Raw genomic sequence first — 14,929 nt, 5'->3', positions numbered from 1 at the left:
AAGTAAAGGTCACTATAACCATATTCACCTTCAAGGTACGCAATAGCYGGTAATACACGGCGTTGATCTTTYAAKATYGCTTCTGTCATTTCAACTAAAGAAGCTGCTGGTGCGTAATATGCACTACCGTTTCCTAATAAGCCTACAATCTCACCGCCACCTTTACGTGTACGTTCTACGATTGCTTCTAAACGCTCTTTTGGAATTAATGTTTCTAACGGAATGCCACCTGCATAGGAATAGCGTACAAGAGGTACCATATCGTCACCATGTCCACCAAGAACAAATCCTGTAATGTCTTTCACAGAAAGGTTTAACTCTTGTGAAATAAATGTACGGAAACGAGCTGTATCTAATACGCCCGATTGACCGATAACACGCTCTTTCGGGAATCCTGCTTCTTTAAATACAGAATATGTCATTGCATCAACTGGATTTGTTAATACAAGAATAATCGCATTTGGTGAATGTTTTGCAATGTCGCGCGTAATACTTTTCATAATTTTAGAGTTTGTTGCTACTAAGTCATCACGGCTCATACCAGGCTTACGCGCAATACCTGCTGTAATAACGACAACGTCAGAATCAGCAGTATCTGCGTAATCAGATGTACCAATAATGTTAGCATCAAAACCTTGTACTGGGCTCGCTTCTAACATATCTAACGCTTTCCCTTTTGTTGGATTTTCCAGCTGTGGAATGTCCACTAATACAACATCTGCAAGTTCTTTTTGTGCTAATAAGAATGCTGTTGTTGCTCCTGTAAATCCTGCACCGATGACTGAAACTTTCTTGCGTTTGATTGTCATAATTTACCCCCCGCTTTAATTATGCGTTTTTGATTATCGCTACATCCATGTTTTTAATAAGTTCATTAGCAAACTCAGAACATTTTACTTCTGTTGCACCTTCCATTAAGCGCGCGAAATCATAAGTTACTACTTTTGATTCAATTGTTTTCTCAACTGAATCAGTTACTAAATTCGCAGCTTCGTTCCATCCTAAGTGCTCTAATAATAATACACCTGAAAGAAGAACTGAAGATGGGTTTACTTTATCTAAACCTGCATATTTTGGAGCTGTACCATGTGTAGCTTCAAAGATAGCATGTCCAGTCACATAGTTAATGTTTGCACCAGGTGCAATACCAATTCCACCTACTTGTGCAGCAAGTGCATCAGAGATGTAGTCTCCATTTAAGTTCATTGTTGCAACAACATCGAACTCACGTGGACGAGTTAAAATTTGTTGTAAGAAGATATCTGCAATAGAATCTTTTACGATGATTTTCCCAGCCACTTCTGCGTCTGCCATCGCTTTATTCGCTGCATCTTTACCATCTTTTTCAACGATACGATCATATTCAGCCCAAGTAAATACTTTGTCGCCGAATTCTTGTTCCGCTACTTCGTAACCCCAGTTTTTGAAAGCACCTTCTGTAAATTTCATAATGTTTCCTTTATGAACTAATGTAACAGAAGAGCGTTTTTCGTTAATTGCATATTGAATTGCAGCGCGAACAAGACGCTTTGTCCCTTCCTCTGAAATTGGTTTAATACCAATCCCTGATGTTTCTGGGAAGCGGATTTTATTAACACCCATTGCTTCTTTTAAGAAAGCAAGAACTTTTTCTGCTTCTGGAGAACCTTGTGCATATTCAATTCCAGCGTAAATGTCTTCTGTATTTTCACGGAAAATAACCATATCAGTATCTTCCGGACGTTTTACAGGTGAAGGAACACCTTCAAAGTAACGAACTGGACGTAGACATACATATAAATCTAATTCTTGACGAAGCGCAACGTTTAGAGAACGAATACCACCACCAACTGGAGTTGTAAGTGGACCTTTAATTGCGATTAAATATTCACGAATTAAATTTAAAGTCTCTTCTGGTAACCACTCGCCTATTTGGTTGAATGCTTTTTCCCCTGCAAGCACTTCTTTCCAAACGATTTTCTTCTCACCATCATAAGCTTTTTCAACTGCTGCTTCTATTACGCGAGATGCTGCAGCCCAAATATCAGGACCAATTCCATCTCCTTCGATAAATGGAATAATCGGATTGTTTGGTACATTCATAACACCATTAGTTACAGTAATTTTTTCACCTGTCGTCAATGTGATAACCCCCATGTTTGAAATTTCATATGTATGAAACTGAGGGAATAACCCCTCAGTTCAAACCGTTAGTCAAATTTAAATATTCTAATCATTACATCTTCCCAAAAAAATCAGACTTTTGAAAGCGTATTTTCACTATCAAAATAGTGTTTTTCGCTTATCGTTGCGCTAGCGGAACGTACACTTGATGTGTCGGTCCATCATAATCAGCACGCGGACGGATTAAACGGTTGTTTTCATATTGTTCTAGAATATGAGCTAACCAGCCTGACATACGGCTAATTGCAAAGATAGGTGTAAATAAGTCATGGTCAATTCCTAAACAATGGTATACAGAAGCTGAATAGAAATCAACATTTGGTGGAAGACCTTTTTCTTTTGTTACAATGTCTTCAATTTTGATAGACATATTATACCATTTGTCTTCTCCTAAAAGCACGCATAATCTCTTAGACATTTCGCGTAAGTGTTTCGCGCGTGGATCACCATGCTCATATACGCGATGACCAAATCCCATAATTTTCACTTTATTTTGAAGAGCATTATGAATATATGATTCTACATTTTCTTCTTCGCCAATTTCAGTTAACATCTTCATTACATTTTCATTTGCCCCGCCGTGAAGAGGACCTTTTAATCATCTAACCCTTTACGAATTCTTGCATAAGCCGCAATTAAAGTTCCGACTTGAGCCTGTAATTTAACCGCTTTCAAATAATTAGACTTTCCATCCATTATTTCAGCGCTCTCATCATATAATGATAGCATGGAAATCGCAGTTCGTAAAACCGACATCGGGTGCGCGATTTTTAAATCTACTTGTTTCAAATATGTTAAAATCTCACCTGGTACTTTATAGTATTCAGATACTGTTCCACTAAATTCCGCTAGTTCTTTTTCGTTAGGAAGCTTGCGGTGCCATAATAAGTACACTACCTCTTCGAACGTAGCATTCTCAGCTAAATCATCAATATTATACCCAACATAAGTTAATGTATCATCAATAATAGAGCTCACAGATGATGTTGTTGCTACTACCCCTTCTAAACCTCGAATAACAGTCATGACATTCTCTCCTTTTCCTGAAAATTCTCCCAACCTTGCTCCTTATATCTATTTGCTCCCCTTATAAATTATGAACGCTCGTTCACTCTTTAGGCAAGCAAAATGCACGTTCATGCAAATTTATTGCGATGTTCCCCTCTTATTGTCCATTGCTTACATGGAAAGCATGAGCGTGAATGTCTCCCCGAATCCTCACGCTCAGAACAACAAGTTAGTGAGGAAAATGAATTCCGAAGAGTTTATGATAAAAACAACATAAAACAATATCATTATAAAATTGTTTTATGTTGTTTTTATTTTATCTGGTGTAAAGTCTCTGCTGTTATGTAACTTTTCAAAGTTTCTAATCCTATTATAAACAATTATCTGACTTTTGTGAACAGAAAGAATTCAAAAATTTTATATTACTATAAAATTCCTTATTTAAACATCTGTATAATACTCATAACTGCGTAGGCAATTCCAGCCCCAATTAATGGACCTACAGCGACTCCATTAAATAAAGCTACAGCTATAATTGTCCCAAAAACAAGTGCGGTTGTAATATGTGGGTCCGTCGTCAATAATTGTACGCCGCCTTTCGCTAACAAAGCGACCGCCACACCTGAGGCTAAAGCAATCCATGCATAATACGATTTCGCTGCTTCTCCGAGTTGTTTAAAGCCTATTTCCCCTGTCGCAATCGGTACGAGCACTGCTATTGTAATGACTGTTACACCAAGGTTAATCCCTTTCGTTTGTAGATAAGGAAAGACTTTATCTCCTAAAAACGTAAATTTCAATAAGAATAACACTCCAATAGCTACAGTAAGCGATTGGTTTTTAGCAATAAGTCCTATAATAAGTAGTATGAATAAAAATAACGTTGACTGACTAATCATGTTTGCACTTCCTTTCTGAAAATAATGAACTCRCTTCCAAACAAAAATACCTTTAAACYTATCGTTATACATGCTATATCGATGTATATGCAACAATAACCACTTCATTTTTTTCATATTTTAAAATGACAAACTGAAACTCTAACCATCAAAAATTTAAGCATGTATACATTTTTAAAAACGGTCGTCTCTCCTTTCTTTTCTATTAAGAAACAGGTAAAATAAAAAGAAGAGAAAATGAAGTTTTTACCATATAGTAGAAGCATCAACACCAAGCTTTTCCGGTCACTCATATATTGAAAAAGCAGGAAAAATCCATCATTCCACTATAACATAAAGTGAAACTTTGATCAGTGAATCTCACTAGTTATAAGTTGAACGAATTAGGATAATCCAAATTGGAATGGGAGGTATACATCTTTGAACCGAAACTTACTATATATGATATTACGACTCATGTTTGTCATTGTAGCAACGGTAGTTGGGTTCTATGCATTGCTGTACATGTCAGGCCTTATCTACCCTTTTATTATCGCTTTTGCATTCGCTTATTTGATTAATCCTGTCGTCAATTTCCTTAATCAAAAACTACAATTCCCTCGCGCATTAGCGGTACTCGTTAGCTTAATTCTCGTATTCGGAGCTATCGTTGGACTTGTTACATACCTTGTAACTGAAGCAATATCTGCCACAACGTACTTACTACAAATTGTTACAGTTAAGTTTCCAGATATCGTTGCATTCGCCCAACAATTTGCACTTAATCATATTATGCCTCTCTATGATGATTTAATCTCTAAATTTAATCATCTCGGAGAACCACAGCGATACACTATTACACAAAACATTCAAAACTTAGGCACCGAAGCAACGACACAAATGAAAGAACTTTTAACCGCCATTATAAGTGGGTTAACAAATTTCATTAGTGCATTACCAACAACTTTAACTGTCCTTGTCTTCGTCTTATTAGCCACCTTCTTCATTAGTTACGATTGGCACCGTCTTGCTCATAAAGTAAGAAAACTTCTACCTAATCGTTTGCATGGATACGGAAAAACTATTTTTGTCGATTTAAGAAAAGCTTTGTTTGGTTTTGTTAAAGCGCAACTTACACTCGTATCTATGACAACTATCATTGTACTAATCGGCCTTTTAATATTACGCGTGCCATACGCAATTACTATCGCGATTATTACAGGGGTTGTAGATTTACTCCCGTATTTAGGAACTGGAGCCGTCTTCGTTCCTTGGGTTATATACGTATTTTTCACAGGCGATACTGCATTCGCCATCGGTCTTCTCATCCTATACATCGTCGTGATTGTCCAAAGACAAATCATGGAGCCAAAAGTACTTTCATCTAATATTGGACTAGATCCATTAGCGACACTCATCGCTCTATTTGTCGGCTTTAAGCTCTTTGGTTTTTTAGGATTAATCATCGGTCCAGTCATATTAGTACTACTTAATACATTACACAAAGCTCATGTATTCCACGACTTATGGAAATTCATTAAGGGTTCACCATCAAAATAATATTTCCTAATTCATACACAATAAAAAATTAACTGTAATCAGTGGGAAATTCCCACTGATTATTCACTGTACTTTTTTGTACTACCTACATCTATAAGAGAATTTCCTAAAAAAGGATAATCCTCTTATTTTTTTGCATAAAAACGCATATTTTAGGGCAAAAAATACATTTTTATTCTATATACTTTATAATTATTACTTACATTTATTGCTTTTTATGTAAATGAATAAATATACAAAACAAGGCAGATGAACCCTTTAATCAGTAATTTTTCTTTTCCTGTCTAACTTCTGCTCACTAGTCGAATCTTACTACAAGCAAAAAACATCATCCTAACGTAACACTTTTCATTCACAAGAACCCTCTGCATCCTATCATTTAATAACTAACAAAAATCCAACCCGAGCAGGAAGCTAACAATTGACTATAAATAGCAAATAAAAAAATAACGCGTAGATCGCTATAATCTACGCGTTACTTCTGAACAATAATAGTAGTTCTCTTTCTAAATTTCCAATCAATCCACTTCATAACAGCCGGCTTCAATAAAGCCCTCGTTATAGGAACAACAAAGATAAAACCTATTATATCCGTCACATATCCAGGCAGTACTAAAAGAATACCTCCTACGAATATAAAAATACCATCTAGAACCGCATCACCCGGCATTTCTCCTCTATTTAACCTAAATTGAATCTCTCTAAGTACTTTAAACCCTTGTCGTTTCGCCAAATATACACCCACAATACCCGTAAATACAATCATAGCGAACGTAGACCATAAACCTATTACATGACTCGATCCTATTAACACCGTAATCTCAATCGCCGGCACTAAAATAAGTAAGAACAGTAACCACTTCATAGCTCGCACTCCTTCATATTTCATTTAAAAGGTTTGAAAGTACCACCCTTGCAAACCCCCTTATAAGCCCCTTAAAACGCTCATACAAGCTTCACAAAGGACAAACAACCCTCTCCACTAAACATTATACTAAACGTTTTTCAAAGCGATTTCAGGTATTTAAAGCTATCTCTATCCTTTTTTGTGTAAAAAAAAGAGAAGGACTCCGATCCTTCTCTCCGTATTACTTCTTATAGCACTTCCGCATGTCCATTATAAACAATTCCGCGTGCTGCATCAACTGTTACTTCTTGGCCATTTTTTAAAGTTGTTGTTACGCCGTTTACACCAACGATAACAGGAATACCGATTGATACACCTACAACAGCTGCATGGCTTGTTAGACCGCCTTCTTCTACAACTAGAGCAGCAGCTTTTTCAATTGCAGGAATCATATCTTTATCTGTGCTTGTCGTAACAAGGATATCACCTTTGTTTACGTTCGCTACAGCTTCAGCAGCTGTTTTCGCTACAACTACTTTACCTTTTGCAGATTTACGACCGATTCCTTGCCCTTTAGCAACTTTTTCACCAACAACGTGGATTTTCATTAAGTTTGTTGTACCAGTTTCAGCAACTGGAACACCAGCAGTGATTACTACAGTGTCTCCAAGTCCGATTAGACCTGCATCCATACCTGTTTGAATTGCTGTATCTAACATTTCGTCAGTAGAAGCTGCACGTTTYYCAGMCATAAAYGCTTGWACACCCCAAACAAGTGCAAGACGACGTCCTACTTGCTCGTCAGATGTTACAGCTACGATTGGAGATTTTGGACGGTATTTAGAGATCATTTTCGCAGTATGTCCACTTTCTGTTGGAGCTACGATTGCAGCTACATCAAGAGCAAGTGCTGTGTGCGCAACAGATTGGCTAATTGCATCTGTAATTGTTGGTGTGAACTCTTTAATACGTTTTTTGAACATATCTTCATATTGTAATGATTTTTCAACACGTACCGCAATGTTAGCCATCATTGTTACTGATTCTACTGGGTATTGACCCGCTGCAGTTTCACCTGAAAGCATGATTGCATCTGTTCCATCAAAGATTGCGTTTGCTACGTCACTTGCTTCCGCACGAGTTGGACGTGGGTTACGTTGCATAGAATCTAACATTTGTGTTGCAGTAATAACTGGTTTGCCTAATACGTTACATTTTTTGATTAGACGTTTTTGTACTAATGGTACTTCTTCTGGTGGAATTTCTACACCCATATCACCACGAGCAACCATTAAACCGTCAGAAACTTCTAAGATTGAATCGATGTTGTCGATACCTTCTTGGTTTTCGATTTTTGGTACGATTTGGATGTATTGAGCGTTATGCCCTTCTAATAATTCACGAATTTCTAATACATCAGATGCTTTACGTACGAAAGATGCTGCGATGAAATCAACTTTTTGCTCGATACCGAAAACGATATCTTGCACGTCTTTTTCAGTGATACCTGGAAGCTTAATGCTTACGTTTGGTACGTTAACACCTTTTTTATTTTTTACAGTTCCGCTGTTTAATACTTTTGTACGGATGTTTCCGTCAGCTTTCTCGATTACTTCTAGTTCGATAAGACCGTCATCGATTAGAATACGAGAGCCTGGATCAACATCATCATAAAGACCAGCATAAGATACAGAGAACTTCTCTGCAGTTCCTAATACTTGTTCAGTAGAAAGAATTACTTCTGCACCTGTTACAAGCTCAGCTTGTCCGTCTACGAAGTCATGTGTACGGATTTCTGGACCTTTTGTATCAAGTAAAATACCAACTGTTTTACCAGTTTTCTTTGAAGCTTCACGAATATTTTTAATACGAGCTCCATGCTCTTCATGGCTACCATGAGAGAAGTTTAAACGAGCAACGTTCATACCCGCTTCCATTAATTGCTCTAATTTCTCAATACTTTCACTAGCAGGACCTATAGTACATACAATTTTAGTTTTACGCATATTGCACCTCCGAAAATTATGAAACCGTTCCCAAATACAAGGCATTAAGCCGATTAGATAGATAATTCTTTAGATAATTGATACATATCTTTATCGATTGTATGCTTTTGAGCTAACGCTTCGATAATGTCATGATCAACCAGTTTATTATTTTGAATACCAACACAACGTCCRCCATTACCAGCAATTAAYAATTCAACTGCTCTTGCGCCAAGACGACTAGCTAATACACGGTCTTGTGCACTTGGTGATCCACCACGTTGTACGTGACCTAATACAGTTACACGAGTATCAAAGCTTGTTGCTTCTTCAATGTGCTTACCAATGTCAATTGCACTTCCAACACCTTCAGCTACAACGATAATACTGTGCTTTTTACCACGTTCACTACCGCGTTTCAGACGAGCGATAACATCTTCCATGTCATACTTTTCTTCTGGAATTAAGATAGTTTCTGCACCATCAGCTAAACCAGCCCATAATGCGATATCTCCAGCGTGACGTCCCATTACTTCGATAACATATGTACGTTCATGAGATGTAGCTGTATCACGGATTTTATCAATTGCATCGATAACAGTATTTAAAGCTGTATCAAAACCAATTGTGAAGTCTGTTCCAGGGATATCATTGTCGATTGTACCTGGTACACCTACACATGGGAATCCTTGCTCAGTTAATTTTTTTGCGCCTTGGTACGAACCATCTCCACCAATAACGACAAGTCCTTCAATACCATGTTTCTTTAATTGCTCGATTCCTTTTAGTCGTACTTCTGGGTCTTTAAACTCAGGACATCTTGCTGTATATAATTTTGTACCACCACGGTGGATAATATCGCCAACAGAACCAAGTTCTAATTTTTCAATATGACCAGAAATTAAACCAGCGTATCCATGGTAAATACCATATACTTCAATATCATGGAAAATCGCTTTACGAACAACTGCACGAATGGCAGCATTCATACCAGGTGAATCTCCACCACTTGTTAATACACCAATACGTTTCATTTGTACTCACCTCATAAAGATTATTTGCCTTATAATAAAATAACACGAAAAAATACAAAAACACAATGGAGAAGATGTGTCTTTTCATAATAAAAACGTGCATTCGCGAAGAGGAACGCACGCTTTTCTTATTTTATCCCAATGGAAGCGTTTGAAAACGAAACTTGCCCAATTTTCATATATTTTTCATAACGTTTTTCGATTAATTCATCTTTCGAAATTCCGCTTAATTGTTCAAAAGTTTTCTTAAGCATTAAATCTATATTTTCTGATTGTTTCAAAACATTACGATGTGCTCCGCCTTTTGCCTCTGGAATAATTTCGTCAATTACACCTAATTCTTTCAAATCTAATGCTGTAATTTTCATCGCTTCTGCAGCTTCTTTTGCTTTACCAGCATCTTTCCAAAGAATCGCCGCCGCACCCTCTGGTGTAATAACAGAATAAGTGGAATTTTCCAGCATATGAATGTAATCTCCTACTCCAAGACCTAACGCACCACCGCTACCACCTTCACCGATAACGATACAAATAACAGGTACAGTTAAACCCGCCATTTCAAATAAATTACGGGCAATTGCCTCACTTTGTCCACGTTCTTCAGCTGCTTTACCAGGATAAGCTCCCTTCGTATCGATGAAACAAATAATGGGACGATTAAACTTTTCCGCTTGTTTCATTAGACGCAGTGCTTTTCGATATCCTTCTGGATGAGGCATCCCAAAATTACGACGAATATTTTCTTTCGTATCTTTTCCGCGTTGGTGCCCAATTACAGTTACGGGCATCCCCTTATATTTCGCAATGCCGCCGACAATCGCTGCATCGTCGCCAAATAGGCGATCTCCATGACATTCAAAAAAATTAGTAAATAAGTGCTCAATATAATCGAGCGTTGTCGGTCGTTCTGCATGACGAGCAATTTGAACACGGTCCCATACTTTCATATTGCCGTATATATCTTCCTCTAGTTTTTCTAGCTTGTCTTCCAAAATACGAATCTCCTCACTGAARTCCATCTGGCTGTTTTTCGTATAGTCTTTCAGTTCACGAATCTTATTTCTTAGCTCAACAACTGGTTTCTCAAATTCTAGCTCTGCCATACAGCCATTTCCCCCCCTTGATGAACTTCTAAAATCTTACGGAGTGATTCTCTCATATCATCACGATGCACCACCGCATCTAATTGACCGTGCTCTAGTAAAAATTCTGCCGTTTGGAAATCTTCCGGYAGTTTCTCACGCACTGTTTGTTCAATTACGCGTCTACCAGCAAATCCGATAAGTGCACCTGGCTCTGCAAGATTGTAATCACCAAGTGAAGCGAAACTCGCTGAAACCCCGCCCGTCGTTGGGTGAGTCATAACAGAAATAAATAACCCTCCTGCATTACTATGCTTTTTCAAAGCTACGCTTGTTTTTGCCATTTGCATTAAACTTAATATCCCTTCTTGCATACGAGCACCACCCGACGCAGTAAAGATAATAAATGGAACTTGTAAGTCGTATGCCTTTTCAACCGCACGGGCAATTTTCTCTCCTACAACAGAGCCCATGCTGCCCATTCGAAAACGAGAATCCATTACTGCAACAACAACAAGCATGTCATCAATTGTTCCTTCACCAGTTACAACCGCTTCATTCAATTTAGTCTTCTTACGATCGTTTTCTAGTTTCTCTTCATATCCCGGAAACTCAAGTGGATTTAGTGAAACCATCTCTTTGTCATACTCACGAAATGAACCTTCGTCCAATATACTATCAAGGCGTTCCCATGCATTCATCGGATGATGATATCCACAATTCACGCATACTTTTAAATTTTTAAGAAGCTCTTTCGTATACATGATTTTTTTACATTTCGGACATTTTGTCATAACGCCATCTGGTACATCTTTTCGTACTTGTTCTGAAGGTATTGCAGCGTACTTTTTCTTTTTCACGAATAAATCTCTTAGCACAATTTGACCCCCTTCGTTGAGAGCTAAGGTTAGCGTAAGAAGAAAATGGGGCCAACACCAATGTTTGATGTTAGCCTTATCTTCTCAATCTGTCTAATAACCTCTCTCTTTACGTTTAACTTTAACCGCTATGCGGTAGAATGTTTGTCATAACGTGTCATGGTCATTTCGACAAATTTTATACATTACGAGTGAAACTGTATATTCTCTACTAATTCATCGTAAATTTTTAACGCATCATTTTCTTGTTTCACTTCCAAAGTAGCATAAAGCTTTCTATACATTTCGATAGAATCTCCTGAAACTTCACAAGAAAGAGTTGCAACGTAATCATTTACGATCATCCAAATGCGATAGAGTAAATAATTATCGAATTGTTCAATAAGTGTTTTAAAGAACGCTTGATGAAGCACCGGAATTGAGCTTTCGTTTTCTTCAAGCACTTGGTGTAATTTACTTAGTACTTCAGAAAACGTTTCTTTCGGTAAATTACATACAAGTCGAATCATATCTTTCTCAAGCAATCGTTTTGTTTGTAATAAATCACGAATTGTTTTCTCATCTTGCAGCAAGAACGGAGCAATTAATTGTACAAGACCGTTATCGTAAAAGTTTCGAATAAACGTTCCCTCACCACGTCTCGTTTCAATTAATCCTACCAGTTCTAACGCACGTAATGCTTCTCTTACAGAGGAACGTCCAACATTTAAGCGTGAACTTAACTCACGCTCAGATGGCAAACGATCCCCTGCTACTAAACAATCCTCTTCCATAATGGAACGGATTTTTTTTACAATTTCGAGATATACTTTTGTATTTGATGATGTCAATGGAAATTCCTCGCTTATTCTTTACCAATCAGCGCTAATTGTTTTGTTTTCTCAGCGACTTCATTTGGATCTACTTGACGGCGAGCTACTCCTGTCTCCATTGCTGCTTTCGCAACGTAAGCCGCTACTTGAGGCGCTACACGCGCGTCAAATGGTGCTGGAATGATATGATCTGCATTCAACTCATCCTCTGATACAAGCTCTGCAATGGCCTGTACAGCTGCCATCTTCATTTCTTCATTAATTTGTGTCGCATGTACATCAAGTGCACCGCGGAAAATCCCTGGGAACGCTAGTACATTATTTACTTGGTTCGGGAAGTCAGAACGACCTGTTCCAACAACAGCTGCGCCCGCTGCTTTTGCCAATTCTGGCATAATTTCTGGAACCGGATTCGCCATTGCAAAAATAATTGCATCGTCATTCATTGTACGAACCATCTCTTCAGTTAATGCACCCGCTGCAGATACACCAATGAATACGTCCGCACCTTGTAAAACGTCAGCTAAAGAACCTTCTATACGACTCTTATTTGTATATTTTGCAACTTCATCTTTCACCGRATTCATACCGACAGGACGACCTTCATAGATTGCACCTTTACGGTCACACATAATAACGTCACGTACACCATAGCGATATAAAAGTTTAATGATTGCAATACCTGCTGCACCTGCACCATTTGCGACAACTTTAATGTCAGACATTTTCTTTCCAACTAACTTCAGCGCGTTCACAAGGCCTGCTACTGTTACGATAGCTGTTCCGTGTTGATCATCATGGAATATTGGAATGTTTGTCTCTTTTTTCAAACGTTCTTCAATAACGAAGCAGTTTGGTGCTGCGATGTCTTCTAAGTTTACACCGCCAAAAGTTGGCTCCATTAATTTTACAGTTTCAACAATTTTATCTACATCGTTTGTATTTAAGGCAATTGGGAATGCATCTACACCAGCAAAGCTCTTGAATAATACAGCTTTACCTTCCATTACTGGAAGAGATGCTTCAGGTCCAATGTTACCAAGACCAAGTACAGCTGTTCCATCTGTCACAACTGCTACCATATTTCCCTTCATTGTATATTCATATACCTTACTTTTATCGTCATAAATTTCTTTACAAGGCTCTGCAACCCCTGGAGAATATGCAAGACTTAAATCTTTTGCATTTTCTACTTTTACTTTTGATACAGTTTCTAATTTTCCTTGATGCACTTTATGCATGTGAAGTGCTTCTTCACGAAGTGTTGACAAACTATCCACTCTCCTCAAATTATGCTTGCTGATATCAATTTCTCCAAGTGGTCTGACCACGAACACTACTACTATAATAATCGAAGTGTAGGGAAATTGTCCATTATATTTTCACAACGACATTTTCGTCACCGACAATTTCACGAAGTGCTCCTAGACATTCTTCACTTGGATGAATCGATAAACTTCGAGATAATTGTACCATTTTATGTTCTTTTTCATAATAAATTAGTACTTTCGTAAAACCTGAATAATCAAACAATACTTTCGTAACTTGATTTACAAGCTTTTTTTCATATTGAGACGGCAATTTCACGTAAACAGACGCTTCTTTCATTCCTTCATAAACATCCATTTCTTCTAGCGGATATAGTCCATTCACGATCCATTGCAACTTATGATTTCTTTGCTCGATCGTACCATCAACTAAAACGATTGCACCTTCTTGTAACCTGTCCGAAAAATGTATATACGTTTCTGGAAAAATAACGGCTTCCATTTCATCATTTTGATCACAGAATGTAATAAACGCCATCTTTTGCAACTTTTTCGTACGAATAACTTTCACACTTGTTATATATACGATCGCTCTTTGTACTTTTTTCTTATGTCGCATCGCCTGAGCAAGAGATGGAATTTCTAATTCTTTTCCTAACTCCGCATACTGCGCTGTCGGATAGCTAGATAAATAAAAACCGAGTGCTTCCTTCTCTTTATTTAACTGTTCAATAAAGGATAGCTCTTCTCCTTGTACGTATTTTGATTTCGGAACAGCATCCCCTAAATCAAAATCACGTGCAAGATTTGCATACTCCAACGCTCCTTTAAGACTTCTCCATAACGTCGTCCTCGAAACACCAAAACCGTCAAAACAACCAGACCAGACAAACGCTTCTAAATTTCGCTCTGTTACAAATTTTGATGGCATACGAAGACAAAACTCAAATAAATCTTCGAACATTTTTTCCTCTCGTTCTTCGAGTAATGCCGTCACGGTAGCCATTCCGATATTCCGAATCGAAAGTAAACTATATCGAATCGCATTCCCTTCTATTTGGAAGTTGTAACCACTTCTCTGAAGAGACGGCGGTAAAACGTGAAAACCTTTYCGCTTCGTTTCTCGTACATACTGCACAATCTTATCTTCATTTCCAATTGCACTTGATAATAACGCAGTCATAAATTCCAGCGTATAATTTGCTTTTAAATATGCAAGCTGATATCCGATCATACTGTAAGCTACAGCGTGACTTCGGTTAAAACCGTAATCCGCAAATCTTACAATTAAATCATAAATTTGTTCTGAAGATGTCTCATCGTATCCGTTTTCCAAACAACCTTGAACAAAATGCTTACGTTCTTGATCTAAAATATCACGATTTTTTTTACTCACTGCACGGCGCAGCAAATC

Annotated in this window: 12 protein-coding genes and 1 pseudogene; 1 reads left to right on the top strand and 12 read right to left on the bottom strand. The window is 37.7% G+C overall.

Annotated features, from left to right (window positions below):
* From mdh to AC1DJR_RS05865, 4 genes and pseudogenes are all read right to left on the bottom strand, one after another.
* The coding region (mdh, locus tag AC1DJR_RS05880) for a malate dehydrogenase (RefSeq protein WP_477002204.1) at positions 1 to 809 on the bottom strand (809 nt) is incomplete at its 3' end.
* 19 nt (positions 810 to 828) lie between these two features.
* Complete coding sequence (gene icd / locus AC1DJR_RS05875; RefSeq protein ID WP_477002203.1) at positions 829 to 2,121, bottom strand: NADP-dependent isocitrate dehydrogenase; 1,293 nt, start codon at positions 2,119 to 2,121, stop codon at positions 829 to 831.
* Between the two features lie 160 nt (positions 2,122 to 2,281).
* Positions 2,282 to 3,222 (bottom strand): annotated as a pseudogene (locus AC1DJR_RS05870) (citrate/2-methylcitrate synthase).
* 386 nt (positions 3,223 to 3,608) lie between these two features.
* Positions 3,609 to 4,070, bottom strand: a complete 462-nt coding sequence (locus AC1DJR_RS05865; RefSeq protein WP_000625507.1) for a DUF441 domain-containing protein — start codon at positions 4,068 to 4,070, stop codon at positions 3,609 to 3,611.
* A gap of 420 nt (positions 4,071 to 4,490) precedes the next feature.
* On the opposite strand from AC1DJR_RS05865, the gene ytvI reads away from it, so the two are divergent.
* The gene (ytvI, locus tag AC1DJR_RS05860; RefSeq protein ID WP_002143350.1) at positions 4,491 to 5,609 is read left to right on the top strand and encodes a sporulation integral membrane protein YtvI; all 1,119 of its coding nucleotides are present in this window, start codon (positions 4,491 to 4,493) and stop codon (positions 5,607 to 5,609) included.
* A 475-nt stretch (positions 5,610 to 6,084) separates the two neighbouring features.
* Here ytvI and AC1DJR_RS05855 read toward each other — a convergent pair whose 3' ends face one another.
* From AC1DJR_RS05855 to AC1DJR_RS05820, 8 genes are all read right to left on the bottom strand, one after another.
* Positions 6,085 to 6,474, bottom strand: a complete 390-nt coding sequence (locus tag AC1DJR_RS05855; protein ID WP_002088939.1) for an FxsA family protein — start codon at positions 6,472 to 6,474, stop codon at positions 6,085 to 6,087.
* A 230-nt stretch (positions 6,475 to 6,704) separates the two neighbouring features.
* Positions 6,705 to 8,462: a pyruvate kinase gene (pyk, locus tag AC1DJR_RS05850; RefSeq protein ID WP_477002202.1), complete on the bottom strand. Its 1,758-nt coding sequence runs from the start codon at positions 8,460 to 8,462 to the stop codon at positions 6,705 to 6,707.
* A 53-nt stretch (positions 8,463 to 8,515) separates the two neighbouring features.
* Complete coding sequence (gene pfkA, locus AC1DJR_RS05845; RefSeq protein WP_002034288.1) at positions 8,516 to 9,475, bottom strand: 6-phosphofructokinase; 960 nt, start codon at positions 9,473 to 9,475, stop codon at positions 8,516 to 8,518.
* Between the two features lie 128 nt (positions 9,476 to 9,603).
* Positions 9,604 to 10,578 carry an acetyl-CoA carboxylase carboxyl transferase subunit alpha gene (gene accA / locus AC1DJR_RS05840; protein WP_000818787.1) on the bottom strand — a complete coding sequence of 325 codons (975 nt, stop codon included), beginning with the start codon at positions 10,576 to 10,578 and terminating at the stop codon, positions 9,604 to 9,606.
* Complete coding sequence (gene accD, locus AC1DJR_RS05835) at positions 10,566 to 11,435, bottom strand: acetyl-CoA carboxylase, carboxyltransferase subunit beta (protein ID WP_002015500.1); 870 nt, start codon at positions 11,433 to 11,435, stop codon at positions 10,566 to 10,568. The genes accA and accD overlap by 13 nt, the downstream gene beginning before the upstream one ends.
* Positions 11,436 to 11,620: 185 nt before the next feature.
* Positions 11,621 to 12,265, bottom strand: coding sequence for a FadR/GntR family transcriptional regulator (locus tag AC1DJR_RS05830; protein WP_429688049.1), 645 nt, complete (start codon positions 12,263 to 12,265; stop codon positions 11,621 to 11,623).
* A gap of 14 nt (positions 12,266 to 12,279) precedes the next feature.
* A complete protein-coding gene (ystJ, locus tag AC1DJR_RS05825) occupies positions 12,280 to 13,488 on the bottom strand; it encodes an NADP-dependent malic enzyme (protein ID WP_477002205.1) in 1,209 nt (402 codons plus the stop codon).
* Between the two features lie 133 nt (positions 13,489 to 13,621).
* Positions 13,622 to 14,929 (bottom strand): helix-hairpin-helix domain-containing protein (locus tag AC1DJR_RS05820; RefSeq protein ID WP_477002201.1); only part of this gene is annotated, 1,308 nt, incomplete at its 5' end.

It is taken from the genome of Bacillus sp. 05T31, from assembly GCF_056396725.1.
The sequence above is the reverse complement of the archived record's forward strand: the minus strand, read 5'-3'. Positions and strand labels throughout refer to the sequence as shown.

Coding starts and splice junctions, on each gene's coding strand:
- AC1DJR_RS05865 (WP_000625507.1), bottom strand. CDS start 4,070: ATGATTAGTCAGTCAACGTTATTTTTATTCATACTACTTATTATAGGA.
- AC1DJR_RS05855 (WP_002088939.1), bottom strand. CDS start 6,474: ATGAAGTGGTTACTGTTCTTACTTATTTTAGTGCCGGCGATTGAGATT.